Below are 15,289 nucleotides of genomic sequence, written 5' to 3' on the forward strand. Positions count from 1 at the left end.
TTATCGGGCACAAAAGTAATGCTTTCTTTCGAGAACAAGCAATGTTTTCATTTAAAAATAGCATTAGATGTACTATATCTTATTTGCTCTTATTAACCGAATAACGCTTGATAACACTGTAGGCATCATAAAGTCCGAGCTCTCCCGATTTGCTTAAATCGGCAATCCCTTCGGCCCTGTTGTTACTGAATATTCGTACCAAGCCGCGGTTATAATAGGCTTCGGCTAGTCGCGGATCGTATTTAAGAGCCATGGTATAGTCGTCTGCAGCTTGGGTATATTCTTTTTTCATAGCATGCAAATTGCCACGATCGTAGTATATGTACGCGTTTCGGGAATTGAGTTCAATGGCTTTGTTGAAGTCTTCCATTGCTTTTGCCACTTTCAGTTGTGTATCCACTCCCTTGGAAGCATCGAAATTATTCATCATTGTTTGGCATACTGCACGTTGCCAATACCCCATCGAAGAGGTGCTGTCGATCTGTAAATATACGGTGAGATCGCTGATTGCAGCATCGTAATTCTGCAATAGTCCGTAGGCTACGGCTCTCTCGAACAGCAAATTACGAGTGTCGTCAATATGGTGCACTGCCATGATATGTGCCGAAAGAGAGTCGATCATGGCAAAATAAGCCTTCGATTGCCGTTCGCTCAACTGACTGGCATTGCACGTTACATACACGTGGTGGGCCGGTTTAGCTTGGGTATTAAAGGCCTCTACCTCGCGTTCATAGGCTTGATACGCCTTTACACCATTCTTATAAGGCAAATAAGAAAGCTCATACATAGGCATAAACGCCACGTCTACGGCTCTATTTTGTATCTGTCCGCGATATTCGCTCTTATATTCGTGTTCTACTTTGTTCTCATCTTCGACAACAATTTCATTGTATTTCTCGGGATCTATCTCGCTTCGTTTGCGCATTTGGTGCAATTTACTCTTGCTCCACCGTTGCTGTACGCCAAGCCGTTTATCCATTTGGGCCTTAAGAATGCGAAACTCATCGAGCTCGGCTTTTGCCACCTGTCCCAATCGGCGATAACAGCTGGCACGATGAGAAAGCCCTGTCCAGAAGTTAGGGAATTGGTCTATTACAAGTGAATAGTCGCGGATAGCCGCCTGCAAATTACCTGTACGGTCGTTCAGCAGTGCTCGATTGAATATTGCTAAAAAGTTCTTAGGCTCTAATTTGATAACATAATCGAAATCGGAGATGGCACGATTATCATCTCCAAGCTGCATGCGAAGCAGTCCGCGGTTATAATGAGCAAGGAAATTCCTGTCGTCCAACTCCAATGCCTTGTCATAATCGGCCATCGCTCCGCGCAGATTATTATAATTCAATCGTGCAAGTGCACGGTTCACATAGTTGTTCACCGTATTCGGTTTCAGGTGTATAGCTTTGGAAAGTTCCTGATCTGCGTCGCGCCACTTATGCCTCGAAAGACTGATATAAGCGCGCGTAGTCCACGAATTACCGTCATACGGATCGAGTTCCAAACTCTTATCGAGCCATTTGGCAGCCTGCGTAGTATCTTTCTTTTGCAGATATATCTCTGCTTTCAAAGTATAAGCATTGGCAAATTTCGCCCATTTAGAAACGATGGTATCCGTCTGCAGCAACGCTCGATCGTATTCTTTCGTATTCAACATACAGATGGCACGGTTGAACCAATAGTTCTGTATCTGCGGATCAATACGTATGGCTTGAGTATAATCTGCAATGGCATCCTCGTATTTCTCCTGACGTATGCGCGAAATAGCCCGCAAATCGTAGAGTCCGTGGATATACGGATTTAATTTAATTGCCTCGGTTGCATCAGCTTCTGCCCCCACATAATCGTCGAGATAGAACTTGGCAATACCTCTATACTGCCAAGGTTGATACAGAAAAGGTTTCAAAGAAATAACTTGATTGAAGTATTGAATCGAAAGAACATAGTCCTCATAGTGAAGTGCAATCTGTCCACTCGTGAGTAATCTGTCGGTATTGAACTGCCCATATACATTCAATGACAGACATAAAAATACCCAAACGATGAGCTTTCGATACATATTTCGGGAATAATTCTATTTGTGTATCGGCTTCGTACGGTAAGAACAACGATACTTGCCTTGTATCAAAGCCTTGAGTTTACTATTGACCATCTGTTTGCGGAAAGGAGATAAACGATCCACAAACATAGTTCCATCCAGATGATCGAACTCATGTTGCATCACACGAGCCAAATATCCATCCACCCATTCATCATGCTGTACAAAGGCTGTATCCATATACTGCACATGGATACGCGACGGTCTTGTAACGTTTTCATGAATTCCCGGAATAGACAGGCAACCCTCCTCCATGGTTTCTTTCTTGCTACTATCGTCGATTTCTATGATGTGCGGGTTAATGTATGCCTTCCTGAAATCCTTATATTCGGGCAAGTCGCCGCTCAACACATCAAGGTCTATCACAGCAACTCTGATACTTTTCCCAATTTGAGGGGCAGCTAATCCCACGCCATCCGACGCCGTTAGCGTCTCAAACATATCTTTAATAAGTTCTTCCAAGTCCGGATAATCCGGCGTTATATCTTTCGCCACCTTGCGCAACACCGGTTGTCCATATATATAAATAGGTAATATCATTCGTTATTAAAATATTATTTCAAAATCATAGAGAATGCAGTTATTGTCGACATTTCTCTCTTCCAACCATAGTAATACTAATCATTTTCTTGAAGCCATCCAGTCTTCAAGAATGATCGTTGCACTGATTTCATCTACCAGCGCCTTGTTTTGCCGCGCTTTCTTTTTTAGTCCGCTATCGATAACAACCCGTTGTGCTATCACCGAAGTAAACCTCTCGTCGTAGTATTCAATAGGTATTTGCGGCATTGCCTTACGCCACCTGTTCACAAACTGCTCTACCCGTTGCAGGTTCTCGCTCGGTTGTCCGTTGGTCTGCATGGGCTTTCCTATCACTATACGCTCCACCTCCTCATGTTGCACATACTGCATAAGATAGTTGAGTAGCTCTGATGTAGCAACAGTCGCCAATCCACCCGCAATTAACTGCAATGGATCGGTGACTGCTACCCCCGTACGCTTCCGCCCGTAATCTATAGAAAGTATACGTGTCATATAGTACCGGCAGGCGTCTGCCGCACTAACATGTCAGACAAATGCGGCATTCCTGCCTGATATTTCCTTTCGATACTTACTTTTTGAATAGCAACCAAGCATCGGGATACTTACTGCGGAACTGGTTACGAGACGTTACTGCATCGGCTTTAGATGCAAAAGTAGCGGAAATCACACGGTACATATTGTTACCGGGATTATAGGCAATCTGCGCATCATAGCCTTCCGACTTCAACGTACTCTGGAGTCCTTCGGCATTAGCCTTCAACGAGAAAGAGCCTACAACTACACTGAAGTCCTGCAATCCGGAACCATTAACGAGCTGAACATTCTCTGAACGAACAGAAACATTATCTAAATTGTCGACAACGGTAGTCTGTGTAGCCGGCTTTTCTGTCAGCGGAGCAACGACTGGAGCTTCGGTTTGAGGCTGTTCCTGTGCGTGTGCGTTCTCCTGAGCCTGTGCCTTTTCATACATTTTACGATAAGCACTTTCGCTTGATTTACAACCGGTGAAAGTCAATACCATGCACAATCCTGCACATAAAACAATACTTTTTTTCATATTCTACTCAGTTATTTATAGATTAAACCATTTGTTTACTTCCTTGGCGAAATTACAAAATATCTCACAAAGACACTGAAAAACCGCACATAAAGTTTGTTAAATCAAGGAAATACGCATATTTTAACAAAAAATGGCAGCACTTCTTGTCACGAATAACAAATCTTTTGTTATATTTGTCCCGTATATATAATGTATATAGAACGTATAATTTTTTAAATATCACATTTATGAAAACATTAGGTTATATCGGAGCTTTCATCGGCGGAGCTATCGCCGGAGCTGCTTTAGGTTTGCTTGTTGCACCCGAAAAAGGTGCTGACACACGTAATAAAATTGCCGATGCGGTAGACGACTTCTGCAAAAAACACGACATCAAACTATCAAGAAAGCAAGTAGATGACTTGGTAGACGACATCAAAGATGCAGCTACAGATACGGTAGAATAAGATATCGGCATGTTTTCTAACGATAAAAACATAGAAACAATAGGGCAACTTGCAGAGGTGCTCAAGCATTACATCGGGCTTCAAACGGAGTTTGCAAAGCTCGATGTAATAGAAAAAGTGGTGCGCCTGATAACGGCCATCGCTCTTACGCTCGTGCTGTCGCTGCTCCTTATATTGGCCCTTATCTACATATCTTTTGCTGCCGTGTACGCTTTAGCTCCCTCCGTAGGCACATCATTGGCATTCGCAATCGTGGCAGGTTGCTATTTCGCGCTACTTATACTGTTCATTCTTTTCCACAAACAGTGGTTGGAACGGCCGGTAGTCAAGTTCCTTGCAAGTATTTTATTGGATAAATAAAAAAATGATAAACGACCATTCGTCATCGCACACCCCATATACAGTCAACTCGCTCGAAGAATTAAGGATGCGAAAAGATACATTACGAAGCGACATTCAGAAAGATGAAGAGCAGATAAAAAGCCTTTGGAGCGATCTGTTCCGCAAATCCGACGACATTTGGGGGGCAACACCTTCCAAACGCATTGCGGGCCTGCTGTCCACAGGGGCAAGCGTTATCGACGGTGCATTGCTGGGTTGGAAGCTTTACCGCAGGTTCAACATCGACCGTCTGTTCGGCAGAAGGCGGCGGTAAAGCACTTCTGGCACCCTTTCATTCAAATTACAAAAGAAAGATATCTTACGGGTATCTTTCTTTTTTCTTGTCTCTACGTCTGCCTTTCCCCCTTTCTTAAAAGAATAGGTTTTATCTTTCGAAGAGTTCTTATGCCGCGATACTGCAGGAAAATTGCCGGATATACAAATATTTCCGCTATACTTATGCCGGACAGGAATACCGTATACCCTATAAAGAAGTGAAAACTATCGAACAAAATCAGCATACCACGCTGTGTTTTATCACCGCAATTACCGATACGGAAATAAGAAACTGCGATCGTTCTTTCCGCCCTTACGACATCAACATGAAAACATTACGAGGCATAGGCTTATAACCAATAAAAAAGGAGTACCGCTGTACTCCAACCTTGTTAACCTTAAATCTAATACTATGAAAAACACATTGCAAAATTACAAATAATATTTATGATTGCAAGGTTTTTGGATATAATTCAATAGTATATAACTTTATTTAACCGAAACCAACTATTTTTAGGCACAATTCATTGATATTGTGCAATATAGAGGCTGCAAATTCACACATTTATCTGTAACCCGTCGTACGCTAAACAGAAGCCCTCGGGCAATCGGCGGTTGGCTTCATCGTGGAAACCTATCTGATGATTCATGTGTATGAAATAGGTTTGTCGCGCCCCTACCCTACGCGAAAACTCCACAGCCTCGTCTACCAGCATGTGCGAGTGGTGGGGTTTCTCCCATCGCAGCGCGTTTACAACAAGTGTATTTACCCCGCGCAAATATTTATATTCCGTAGCCTCGATGGTCTTCATATCGGTGATATAGGCGAAATTCCCAAAACGATAGCCCAATATAGGCAACCGATCGTGCATCACTTGTACCGGAGTAAATTCTATATCTCCAATCTTTCGTCTAAGATGAGGTACTATCTGATGAAGTCGGAGCAACGGAACACCCGGGTAAAGTTTCTCTGTAAAGCAATAAGGCATGGTTTGTTTCAACGCTTTTACCGTACTTTCGTCGGCATAGATATTAATGTCGCCGAACACGCAAAACGGGCGCAAGTCGTCGATACCTGCCACATGGTCGTAATGAATATGGGTAAGCAGCACACCATCTATCTTTTTAAACGGCAAAGGCATGAGCTGCTGTCGTATATCGGGCCCGCTATCGATTAAGATACGTGTGGTATCCGTTTCGATCAGTGCCGCCGAACGCAGTCGCTTGTCGTGCCTATCGGTGCTCCTGCATACCGCACACGCGCAGCCTAAAGAGGGCACACCGCCCGACGTACCCGTACCGAGAAATGTAAATTTCATATCCCCTAAGTTGAGTCTATCTAATGTTTACTTCGGGATGAATTGCTATACCGAAGCGGTCGTATACATCCTTTTGTATCTTATGGCAGAGCTTTACGATGTCTTCACCCGTGGCCCCGCCACGGTTTACGAGCACAAGAGCCTGCTTATCGTGCACACCTGCAGCTCCTAAGGAGCGCCCTTTCCAGCCACATTTGTCTATCATCCAGCCGGCAGGTATCTTCTCATGCTCTGCATCTACCGTATAATGAGGCACTTCGGGATAATGTCCGGCAATCTCGTCGAACTTGTCTTTACCTACGATAGGGTTCATAAAGAAACTGCCGGCATTGCCCTCAAGGGCAGGATCGGGCAGTTTTTCGCGCCGTATACGTATGATCGTATCGCGCAACTGCTGCGGTGTAGGACTGGCAATTTGCTGTTCAGCAAGGCAAGAGCGTATGTTTCCGTAGTCAAGACGGGGCTTGAAAGTCTTAGACAACCGATAAGTAACATAGGTAATCACATATTTGTCGCGCCATTCACCCTTGAATTTGCTCTGCCGGTAGGCATATTCGCACTGCGCGTTGGTAAAGCTTACCGGCCGTTGAGTTGCTATCTCCACGGCTTCAACAGATGTTATAATGTCTTTAACCTCGGCTCCATAGGCGCCAATATTCTGAACTGCCGACGCTCCAACCTCTCCCGGAATGAACGAGAGGTTCTCTGTACCGTACCAACCTCGGGCAACACAGAGTGCTACAATATCGTCCCACGTCTCGCCCGAACCGCATTTAAGCATGACGTCATCGCCCTTTTCGACTGCCTCGTGCCCCATAATGGCAGAATGGAGCACCGTGCCGTGATAATCGCCCGTAAGCAACAAATTACTTCCGCCGCCCAACAAGAGCAGCGGCATATCGTCATCGGTAAGCCTGCGGAGCACATCTTGTAACTCTTCTACCGTTGAAAATTCCACAAACCTGCTGCATTTGGCAGCGATACCGAACGTGTTGTGGCGCAACAGATCGTAATTCCGTACGTCTTTCATCTTATGTACGCAATTTTACCAGCTTCCATTTTCCGCCCATACGCTTAAAGGTAAGCTCCGTTTCAAGCCCGTTGGCAATGCCTCTGATAACGAATATTTTCATATTGCTCTCGGTGTATTTCTGCCCGTAAAGTATATTGTATATCAGCCCTTTGGGCAGTTCGGGAGCAAAAGACGACCACTGTTCCGGTGCAACAGAGCCTGTCATCGTGCTGAAATCGTCATCGGGATCGGGACCGATAAATGTAAGCGGATTGTTTATGCTTTGCACCTGAAACGCCGAGTCGGTAACAAAATGGTGGTAAAACTTCAGGAACGAGGCATTCAGGTTCTGGAACATCGGCTTATAATTGATAGAGGTAAGCATCCATCGCCCGTTAATTCGGTCGAACAGATACTGCTTCACGTTTTTTTGGTCGAAGTAAATCTTTTCGATAATCACATGGTCTATCGTCGTATCTTTCACCACATTCATCTGCTTCACGTTATCGAAAATAAGCGTATAAAAGTCCTGATGCATAAAAAAATATTCCCTTTTCCACTGCTTCTTCTGAATGGTACTCGTGCTCTTTCCCTGTGTTACCTTCAATGGAAATAAGATACGTTGCATCTGGAGCTTCTTATTGGCTGCGAAGTTGAATATGAAATCGTCGAAAAGTTCATCGGCTGCCTTTGGCATAGGTGTTTCCGAAATGAGATTTTCCATCGTGTCGACGGCGGTAGTATCGGTTGCCGTCGTGTCTACAGACAAGGTGTCGGCCGCCGGTTTCTTATCGGTACAGCCGGATGTAGAAAAACTTATGGCAGCAATAGCCGCCAACAACAAAACGAAGAAAAGTCCTTTTCTCATCATACTCTTATTTTCTGCCCTCGATAAGGGCCCCGTATTTTCTTTGCAAAATTACAACATTATTTCGATAAAGTACCAAAATTTTCGGATAACTTTTTACATCTGCAGAACACATAAAATACAGATGCTGCAGATACATGTACTCTGTACCCCCTGCAGGCATGCCATGCAAGACCGATAGAAGTACCGCACAGCGCAGACAGATGTACGGAATAAAAACATCGTTTTATTTTGTATTGTCTCTTATTTGCACTATCTTTGCAGGTAAATTCGAAATTTCAAACACGTTATGTTATTAGAAAAGATAGAATCTCTGCTCAAAGAAGTAAGCACGCTTACGGCTTCCAATGCAGACGAAATAGAGCAATTAAGGCTGAAATACCTTAGTAAAAAGGGCGAAATCAATGCGCTTATGGCCGATTTCCGCCACGTGGCGGCCGATCAGAAGAAGACGGTAGGCGTGAAAATCAACGAGCTTAAGCAACTTGCCATCGACAAGATCAACGAGTTGAAGCAACAAACAGAAACCGTAGAAAGCCAAAAAGACGACATAGACCTTACCCGCACGGCTTATCCCATACCGCTCGGCACGCGTCATCCGCTCACTATAGTGAAGAACGAGATTATAGATATCTTCCGAAGAATGGGATTTACGCTGGCTGACGGGCCCGAAATAGACGACGATTTGCACGTTTTTACGAAGCTGAACTTTGCTGCCGATCATCCTGCACGCGATATGCAAGACACGTTCTTTATCGAACAAAGCGCCAATGATGTTACGAAGAACGTGCTTCTGCGCTCGCATACGTCGGGCGATCAGGCCCATTATATGGAAACGCACCAACCGCCCATCCGCATTATATGCCCGGGCCGCGTCTATCGCAACGAGGCCATATCGGCGCGTGCCCATTGCTTTTTCCATCAGGTAGAGGGCCTCTACATTGACAAGAACGTATCGTTTACCGACCTGAAGCAGGTGCTTCTCACCTTTGCACGCGAGATGTTCGGCGCCGAAACGAAGATACGTCTGCGTCCGAGCTACTTTCCATTTACGGAACCCAGTGCAGAGATGGATATTTCATGCTTCATCTGCGGCGGCGAGGGGTGCGGTTTTTGCAAGCACACCGGTTGGGTTGAGATACTTGGATGCGGCATGGTAGATCCGAATGTATTAGAGGCTTGCGGCATCGACAGCAAGGTGTACACGGGCTATGCCTTCGGTATGGGCGTAGAACGCATAACGAATTTGAAATACAGAGTGAGCGACTTGCGCATGTTCTCAGAGAATGATATGCGCTTCCTCAAGGAATTCGAAGCCGCTAACTAACCCGTTTTCCGCACGAGGGCAGCATGTTTTATGCTGCCCTCGTGCGTTTTTATCACCGCTATTTGCATGCGAAACATCCCGAAAATACTATCTCTGTGCCTGCTGTGTACGGGCAGTGCAATGCCCGCATCGGCCGTCTGCCGCGACTCTGTCCGGCGTATCGGCTTCTCGGCAGACACCCATGCGGGCCGCATCATCAGCATGGATATGTATCAGAGGATGTATCAACAAAAGAAACAATCTTTCTCTATCGCCGCTCAACTGAACTTCCATACTCTTCCGACAGACAGCGATGCCTTTGCAGAAGACTACGATTATCCCGTTATCAGCCTCGGATTGCGCTACAGCATCAACAATGTAACCATGCACAGAGGGCCGGATTTCCCCTTAGGACAGGCAAAAACGGTAGATTACGACTCGCGCTTAGGAAACATCGTCAGTCTGTATGCCGCCTTCAACCGCACCTTCTTGCGCCGGCACAGATGGTCGGCAGACTACACGCTCGCGGCTGGCATGAGCTATGCACATAAGAAGTACGATCCTTACAACAACGTAGACAACGAACTGATAGGCAGTCGGTTCCTCATATACTTCGGGGCCGGCATCCATGCCCATTACCGTTTGTCCGGCCGTTGGGGGCTGCGAGCAGGCATAGACTACTACCATCACAGCAACGGAGCGCTGAACCGTCCCAACAAGGGGGCAAACATTTGGGGCCCGACCGTAGGCATCGAGTACTTTCCAACGGCAGAATACGGCGAACGTTTCGCCAAACATGCCTCACAGAAGTCGTTTATTCCTTACTGGTATGCCGCGGTTGCGCTCGGTATAGGGGGCAAAGTGCTGAACGAGGACTGGCTGAAAACGCAATACGGCACACCACCCGACTCGGCTGACTACCGCACCGGTCGCTTTCATTTCTACAATGCGTATTCGGTACAAGTCGATATAATGCGCCGTTATGCCCGAAGATGGGCAAGCGGCATGGGCATCGACTTGTTCTACGGTTCGTATGCGGCGCGGGTAGAGGCGCTGGACAAGGCCGACGGATACCGCACGAAGCACAGTCCGTGGTCGGTCGGAATAGCCGCAAAGCATCAGGTTTATTACCATAACTGGTCTATGGCAATGGCATTGGGATGGTATCTGTACCGACACATGGGGCAGAATGCCGAAATCATAGAAAAGCCTTACTACGAACGCATAGGCATCCATTACACCATACCTGCCTTGCGCGGACTGACCATCGGTGCCAACGTAAAGGCCCATCTTACAAAAGCAGACTTCACGGAAGTGGTTATCGTATATCCTTTCAGGTTAGAATAAAATGCATATCTAACACAAACCCCACCTCTACCCCTCTGAAAGAGAGAAGATATACCCATGAGAAACAAGAAACAGAATTTACATGAATTTAGCTTGTTCAAATCCTCCACAACCCTCAAAAATAGGGAGTCGGAGATACGAATACCATCATGAAGAAATTTAAACAAACCAAATTCACAGTACAAAGACCATCTCTTTACGATAAAAAGACCGTCTCCTTACGATACAAAGACCACCTCCTTATGATACAAAGACCATCTCCTTATGATACAAAGACCGTCTCCTTATAAATAACAACCAATAATCACTCCTCACTAATCACTAATCCATCATCCCCACACCCCCTGTCTAATGGCATTAAACAGGGAGTGTAGCCGCCTTAGATATACCCCCTGTCAGTAACGTTCGTAATACCTAAGACTGCCGAACTGCTTTCTATCGGGATGAAGCAGCAGGATCATGTCGCGCAGAAGGTAATCCGGACGGAACGGAACCTCCTCGAAATAAGGTCTCTTCGAGGCATTGCACTGGTATATATTACCCGTCTTGAAGGCACGGAGCTCGTTATATCCCTGAAATTCGGCCAACAGATCGGCCTTACTCATAGGCTTTTCGCCATTAAACTTGAATGCCCACACATCACTGTCGCCCGCTTTATCGAGCACCAGCTCGAAAGATAACGCCAGACTTCCGCTGCGGCGGTCGTGCGAAAAGGCATACCTTCCGTTCGCATCCCGTATCATCTGCCCTATCGTACTGCCGCCCGCGGGGCAATACCACACGCTTCCGGTCTTGCGTTCCGTAAGTATCGAGCGCCCTACAGGCAACTTGCCGGCCGCCCGCTTCAGTGCCGTATAAGTACTGTCTACCACTCGGAAGAGCGAATCGGCCCTCGTTTCGCAGCCGTAGAGCATGCCGTAAAACCTCATCCACTCGGCTCTCCCGAGTGCCGAAGTTTCCATGTAATCGGCCGCTTCTATAAGGGGAACGCCGATGTTTTCCAATCTACCGTAACCACCACTATTCTCGAACGGCGATAGGATGATGCCGTCGGGCTTCAAGTCGATGATCCTTTCGATGACGGGCGACATGCTTTCGCCGCAATCCGCTATCTTCTTCTGTCGCACCCGCTGCTGTATATCGGGGATAAGTATATATTTCAGATCGGCCACACCTTTGATTTGCCGAGCCTTGCCGAGGTATTCGAGCAGTTGGCAGTGGGCAGTCGTGAACACCACACTGCGCGTTAAAGGCGTGCGCACCACGGTTCCTTCGGGCAAAGACGGGGGCAACGGCGCCTCTCGGGGCACCAACACATAGGCGTGCAACACCTTTCCTTGCTTCCAAGGATCAACCAGCGAAACCACCGAGTAGCCTTTGTATTTCACTACGGTGATATGCCGAGCGTACTTAAACGAAACGGTATCGCCCTCTACCCTGCCTGCAACGCTGCCGTTGACGGTACAATAAGAAAGCGATACTGCCGCCGATATAACGAAAAACAATATGATCTTTTTCATCATATCGATACAAATTTATTCCTTAGCAAACACCACTTGCATCGTTCCGGCGCCCGAAGTGAGCTTACGGAGCTGCTTTCCGGTGCTGTCGAACACATACAATTGGCACGGTCCGCTATAGTCGTTGTTTACCACATAGATATTGCCTGTCTTCCAATCTACGCTCACCTGTCCGGGATTGGGCACGTCTGCAAGGCCTTTAATTTCGGTTGTCGAGTTGTTTTCCATATTGAAACGGAAATACTTCTTGGCCGGTACGTTCCCGTTCTTACCATAGGGTGCATAGATACAAACAAGGCTGTTAACGTTCTTATCCTGCGCAATCGACGAAGCATGTTCTACCGTCTTCACGGCATCGGTCTTGGTATCGACGCACTGCAACAGATGGTCTGAGTGGTCAAGGCATGCCACAAAGTAAACCTTGCTGCCGTCTGCAGTTGCAATCATCTGGTTGTATGGGTTGAGTGCAGTCTCTATCTCTTTGGTCTTTTTGAAGGTTTTAATGTCTACGACTGCCAGCGATTTTCCTTTTCCATAGCCCGAGATGGCCACATAAATCTTGCCGGCGGCAACGGCCAATGCCTCGGGATGGTCGCCTACTTGTACGCTGTCGGTAAGCTGATAGCTGTTTACGTTCATCTTATACACATAACCGCTGTAAGCCGTAAAGTACACATTGCCGCCGTATTGGGCGATATAGCGGGGCGATTTATTAGGCATAGCGACTCTCGAGAGCAGTTTACCGTCTTTATCGAGCACTTCTATCTTCGATGAGGTGGTGCTCGTAACGAAGATCTTGCCGTCTACAAGCACCAAATCCTGTGCATCTCCGATGCCCGAACCGTTGGCCTGCTTGTAGAGGTCGTTCACTGTCCAAGTCTTGTTCACACTGTCTAATGAGGCTACAGTGCCGTCGTTCTTGTTCCAATTGCCGTTATTCACCACATAGGCATAGTGGTAACCGTAATAAGGCGGCTCTATTATCGGCGAATTATCATCGTTGCTACAAGCCGAAAAGGCCAAAACTGCCGTGAAAAGCAGTGCGAGTTTAAATAGTTTCTGTTTCATCTGTTATTATTATTTAGAATTAAAATTTGTAATGTATAGACACCCTGTAATTGCGACCGGGCATGGGATAGAAGCGTATGATCTCGTAATTCCGGCCGTAAAGGTTCAGCGCAGATGCCCGAACCGTCAGTTCCGTGCGCCCTATCCTGAACATCTTGCCCACGGAGATGCTGTGGTCGAGGAACGCAGGCATATGATGATCGCGGCTGTTATAGCCCGTTGTATAGCGCGTTCCCGTGTATAATAAGTTATACGAAAGGTCTATTTCCTGCGGACAGCGCAGCATCACGGCGGCGCTACCTGCATTCTTCGGCGTGTATGCAATTTGGTGATTGTAGGTAGATCCGTTGGGTGTAGTCTTGTCTTCCGCACGCATATAATTATATGTAAATACGATGTTCGTGCTCCAATCGGCCGTCCATTGCAGATTGGTGCTCGCCGTAACGTCTACGCCAAGGGTATGCACCGTTCCTACATTCATCATCTTCCAGATAAACATGGTAGGAACAGCTACTATCTTATCGGTAACATTGCCGAGATACCCGTCTACCGTAAGCGCCACATAACTGATGGTTGTCGACAGTCTACGGTTCCATGTAGCTCCGATATTCCACTGTCTGGTCTTCTCGGGGCGCAGGTTCGTGTTGCCTATCAGCAGATAATAAAGGTCGTTGAGCGTGGGCGTGCGGAAAATATCTTTATAAGACAGCCGTAACCGAAGGTTCTCTTTGAACGGTTGCCACAGCATGCTGAACGCCGGACTTAGCCGATGAAAGCCCTTACTTGCATCGCCTGTCTTAACTGTTTCGCAGATGTGGGTATAAAGAAGCGAAGCCGTAGCCGTGAAATTCTGCAGCTTATAACGGGCTGCAAGTGCGGTGAAAGAACTGTTACGCGTGGGATAAGGACAATTGGAAAGCGTAGTCGACAGGTAATTATGCTGGAAGTCTTCTGCTAACGACACGCTTACGTGTCTGACAGGCTGCGCCATTACCGTGGTCGTAGCATAGACCTCGTTCTGTCGGAAGCGGTCTTCTGTCGGTCCGCTTGCAGGGATATCGAAGTCTCTTTGCCATGAGTAATTGTATTTGACGGCCGTTTTCAGCTTCAGTTTGGCCGAGATATCGTTCTCATAAGCCATCTGTACGAAGTAATTACGGTCGGTCAGACGCTCTGCGGAGTACGTGTTGTCGTAGATAACACCGCCCGGCAGCCCTCGTTTAGAGTCGAACAAATAGGCTTTCATCACCAAACGCTGGCGATCGGTGATATGCCAAGCGAGGTTAAACTCACCACGCCACGTAGCTATATCGCTGTTGTTCCGCTTCTCGTCGATACTCTTATTGCCATTCATCATATGGAATTTGTACGCACCATCGGCATGCAAGTAGCTTAGATAGGCACTCAACGTGAGCTTCTTCCCCAAACGTCGGGCATAGAGCAGCGACGGATTAACCATACCATAACTGCCTGTCTTCAAGTGAGCGTTCGCCTCGCTCGCCTTTCCATCCCATTCGGGCCGCATGGTCTCTATGTTGATCGTTCCCGCAGAGGCATACTGTCGGGCGCTGAGGAATATATCGTCTTGCTGACCTATGGTGAGATAGAGCAACGAAACGTTATCCAACGTGAAACGAGAGATATCTACTTGGCCAGATTGCGCATCGCCTATCTGCACTCCATCGTAGCTCACGCCCGTATGCTGGGCACCCAAACCGCGGATACTCACGGTCTTCAACCCACCTACACCGCCATAATCTCGCACTTGAATGCCCGAGAAATGCTTCAAGGCATCGCTTATATCGGTCACACCCATGCGCTGCATGTCAGCATGAGTCATTGCCTGCACCGGACTCCCCGACAACATGTTGCTCGGAATATTGCGTGCCACCACCTCTACATTATCGAGCACCGTCGCACGAGTGCCCGCCGTATCGGTCTCATGCAGGGCTTGTGCCGCCCCCGAAAGGGGAAACACCGCCATCAACAGCACCGGATATAATAATCGTACCCGCATTTCACGAACGAGACAGACACCGACGTCTGCC

16 protein-coding genes are annotated in these 15,289 nt (G+C 47.1%); 6 read left to right on the top strand and 10 right to left on the bottom strand.

The window, feature by feature from the left end; genetic code table 11:
• Positions 1 to 79: 79 nt before the first annotated feature.
• The 4 genes from BN3912_RS02695 to BN3912_RS02710 form a co-directional block, all read right to left on the bottom strand.
• Entirely contained in the window at positions 80 to 2,056 is a 1,977-nt protein-coding gene (locus BN3912_RS02695) for a tetratricopeptide repeat protein (protein WP_023984512.1), read from the bottom strand.
• A gap of 15 nt (positions 2,057 to 2,071) precedes the next feature.
• Entirely contained in the window at positions 2,072 to 2,635 is a 564-nt protein-coding gene (def, locus tag BN3912_RS02700; RefSeq protein ID WP_023984511.1) for a peptide deformylase, read from the bottom strand.
• Positions 2,636 to 2,716: 81 nt separating this feature from the next.
• On the bottom strand, positions 2,717 to 3,130 hold the full coding sequence (ruvX, locus tag BN3912_RS02705; RefSeq protein WP_023984510.1) for a Holliday junction resolvase RuvX: 414 nt from the start codon (positions 3,128 to 3,130) through the stop codon (positions 2,717 to 2,719).
• Positions 3,131 to 3,206: 76 nt separating this feature from the next.
• Positions 3,207 to 3,695: an SPOR domain-containing protein gene (locus BN3912_RS02710; protein WP_004368245.1), complete on the bottom strand. Its 489-nt coding sequence runs from the start codon at positions 3,693 to 3,695 to the stop codon at positions 3,207 to 3,209.
• A gap of 230 nt (positions 3,696 to 3,925) precedes the next feature.
• Here BN3912_RS02710 and BN3912_RS02715 point away from each other — a divergent pair, with 230 nt between their 5' ends.
• The 4 genes from BN3912_RS02715 to BN3912_RS12290 all read left to right on the top strand — a co-directional run bounded on the left by BN3912_RS02715 (position 3,926) and on the right by BN3912_RS12290 (position 5,157).
• Entirely contained in the window at positions 3,926 to 4,144 is a 219-nt protein-coding gene (locus BN3912_RS02715) for a YtxH domain-containing protein (protein WP_004368244.1), read from the top strand.
• 9 nt (positions 4,145 to 4,153) lie between these two features.
• Positions 4,154 to 4,504: a phage holin family protein gene (locus BN3912_RS02720; protein ID WP_004368243.1), complete on the top strand. Its 351-nt coding sequence runs from the start codon at positions 4,154 to 4,156 to the stop codon at positions 4,502 to 4,504.
• A gap of 4 nt (positions 4,505 to 4,508) precedes the next feature.
• Positions 4,509 to 4,799, top strand: a complete 291-nt coding sequence (locus BN3912_RS02725; protein ID WP_016665580.1) for a hypothetical protein — start codon at positions 4,509 to 4,511, stop codon at positions 4,797 to 4,799.
• Between the two features lie 220 nt (positions 4,800 to 5,019).
• Complete coding sequence (locus BN3912_RS12290) at positions 5,020 to 5,157, top strand: hypothetical protein (RefSeq protein ID WP_195906763.1); 138 nt, start codon at positions 5,020 to 5,022, stop codon at positions 5,155 to 5,157.
• Between the two features lie 201 nt (positions 5,158 to 5,358).
• Here BN3912_RS12290 and BN3912_RS02730 read toward each other — a convergent pair whose 3' ends face one another.
• From BN3912_RS02730 to BN3912_RS02740, 3 genes are read right to left on the bottom strand one after another with little or no spacing between them, the layout of a single operon-like run.
• Positions 5,359 to 6,120: an MBL fold metallo-hydrolase gene (locus BN3912_RS02730; RefSeq protein WP_004368239.1), complete on the bottom strand. Its 762-nt coding sequence runs from the start codon at positions 6,118 to 6,120 to the stop codon at positions 5,359 to 5,361.
• Positions 6,121 to 6,136: 16 nt separating this feature from the next.
• A complete protein-coding gene (gene murB / locus BN3912_RS02735; protein ID WP_023984508.1) occupies positions 6,137 to 7,150 on the bottom strand; it encodes a UDP-N-acetylmuramate dehydrogenase in 1,014 nt (337 codons plus the stop codon).
• 1 nt (position 7,151) lies between these two features.
• Positions 7,152 to 8,000 carry a DUF4348 domain-containing protein gene (locus BN3912_RS02740; protein ID WP_016665579.1) on the bottom strand — a complete coding sequence of 283 codons (849 nt, stop codon included), beginning with the start codon at positions 7,998 to 8,000 and terminating at the stop codon, positions 7,152 to 7,154.
• A 289-nt stretch (positions 8,001 to 8,289) separates the two neighbouring features.
• On the opposite strand from BN3912_RS02740, the gene pheS reads away from it, so the two are divergent.
• Positions 8,290 to 9,327, top strand: coding sequence for a phenylalanine--tRNA ligase subunit alpha (gene pheS, locus BN3912_RS02745; protein ID WP_023984507.1), 1,038 nt, complete (start codon positions 8,290 to 8,292; stop codon positions 9,325 to 9,327).
• Between the two features lie 66 nt (positions 9,328 to 9,393).
• The gene (locus tag BN3912_RS02750) at positions 9,394 to 10,653 is read left to right on the top strand and encodes an acyloxyacyl hydrolase (protein WP_230204621.1); all 1,260 of its coding nucleotides are present in this window, start codon (positions 9,394 to 9,396) and stop codon (positions 10,651 to 10,653) included.
• A 395-nt stretch (positions 10,654 to 11,048) separates the two neighbouring features.
• Here the strand turns inward: BN3912_RS02750 and BN3912_RS02755 are convergent, their stop codons facing one another.
• From BN3912_RS02755 to BN3912_RS02765, 3 genes are read right to left on the bottom strand one after another with little or no spacing between them, the layout of a single operon-like run.
• Positions 11,049 to 12,176 carry an ABC transporter substrate-binding protein gene (locus tag BN3912_RS02755; protein ID WP_023984505.1) on the bottom strand — a complete coding sequence of 376 codons (1,128 nt, stop codon included), beginning with the start codon at positions 12,174 to 12,176 and terminating at the stop codon, positions 11,049 to 11,051.
• 12 nt (positions 12,177 to 12,188) lie between these two features.
• Positions 12,189 to 13,241, bottom strand: a complete 1,053-nt coding sequence (locus BN3912_RS02760) for a hypothetical protein (protein ID WP_004368230.1) — start codon at positions 13,239 to 13,241, stop codon at positions 12,189 to 12,191.
• A 19-nt stretch (positions 13,242 to 13,260) separates the two neighbouring features.
• Entirely contained in the window at positions 13,261 to 15,225 is a 1,965-nt protein-coding gene (locus BN3912_RS02765) for a TonB-dependent receptor plug domain-containing protein (protein WP_023984504.1), read from the bottom strand.
• Between the last annotated feature and the right edge of the window lie 64 nt (positions 15,226 to 15,289).

It is taken from the genome of Prevotella phocaeensis (assembly GCF_900065875.1).
In the GTDB taxonomy this organism is placed as follows: Bacteria; Bacteroidota; Bacteroidia; order Bacteroidales; family Bacteroidaceae; genus Prevotella; species Prevotella phocaeensis.

What these genes read in the sequence shown, in the direction of transcription:
- BN3912_RS02695 (WP_023984512.1), bottom strand. Translation starts at nt 2,056, where the DNA reads ATGTATCGAAAGCTCATCGTTTGGGTATTTTTATGTCTGTCATTGAAT.
- def (WP_023984511.1), bottom strand. Translation starts at nt 2,635, where the DNA reads ATGATATTACCTATTTATATATATGGACAACCGGTGTTGCGCAAGGTG.
- ruvX (WP_023984510.1), bottom strand. Translation starts at nt 3,130, where the DNA reads ATGACACGTATACTTTCTATAGATTACGGGCGGAAGCGTACGGGGGTA.
- BN3912_RS02710 (WP_004368245.1), bottom strand. Translation starts at nt 3,695, where the DNA reads ATGAAAAAAAGTATTGTTTTATGTGCAGGATTGTGCATGGTATTGACT.
- BN3912_RS02715 (WP_004368244.1), top strand. Translation starts at nt 3,926, where the DNA reads ATGAAAACATTAGGTTATATCGGAGCTTTCATCGGCGGAGCTATCGCC.
- BN3912_RS02720 (WP_004368243.1), top strand. Translation starts at nt 4,154, where the DNA reads ATGTTTTCTAACGATAAAAACATAGAAACAATAGGGCAACTTGCAGAG.
- BN3912_RS02725 (WP_016665580.1), top strand. Translation starts at nt 4,509, where the DNA reads ATGATAAACGACCATTCGTCATCGCACACCCCATATACAGTCAACTCG.
- BN3912_RS02730 (WP_004368239.1), bottom strand. Translation starts at nt 6,120, where the DNA reads ATGAAATTTACATTTCTCGGTACGGGTACGTCGGGCGGTGTGCCCTCT.
- murB (WP_023984508.1), bottom strand. Translation starts at nt 7,150, where the DNA reads ATGAAAGACGTACGGAATTACGATCTGTTGCGCCACAACACGTTCGGT.
- BN3912_RS02740 (WP_016665579.1), bottom strand. Translation starts at nt 8,000, where the DNA reads ATGAGAAAAGGACTTTTCTTCGTTTTGTTGTTGGCGGCTATTGCTGCC.
- pheS (WP_023984507.1), top strand. Translation starts at nt 8,290, where the DNA reads ATGTTATTAGAAAAGATAGAATCTCTGCTCAAAGAAGTAAGCACGCTT.
- BN3912_RS02750 (WP_230204621.1), top strand. Translation starts at nt 9,394, where the DNA reads ATGCGAAACATCCCGAAAATACTATCTCTGTGCCTGCTGTGTACGGGC.
- BN3912_RS02755 (WP_023984505.1), bottom strand. Translation starts at nt 12,176, where the DNA reads ATGATGAAAAAGATCATATTGTTTTTCGTTATATCGGCGGCAGTATCG.
- BN3912_RS02760 (WP_004368230.1), bottom strand. Translation starts at nt 13,241, where the DNA reads ATGAAACAGAAACTATTTAAACTCGCACTGCTTTTCACGGCAGTTTTG.
- BN3912_RS02765 (WP_023984504.1), bottom strand. Translation starts at nt 15,225, where the DNA reads ATGGCGGTGTTTCCCCTTTCGGGGGCGGCACAAGCCCTGCATGAGACC.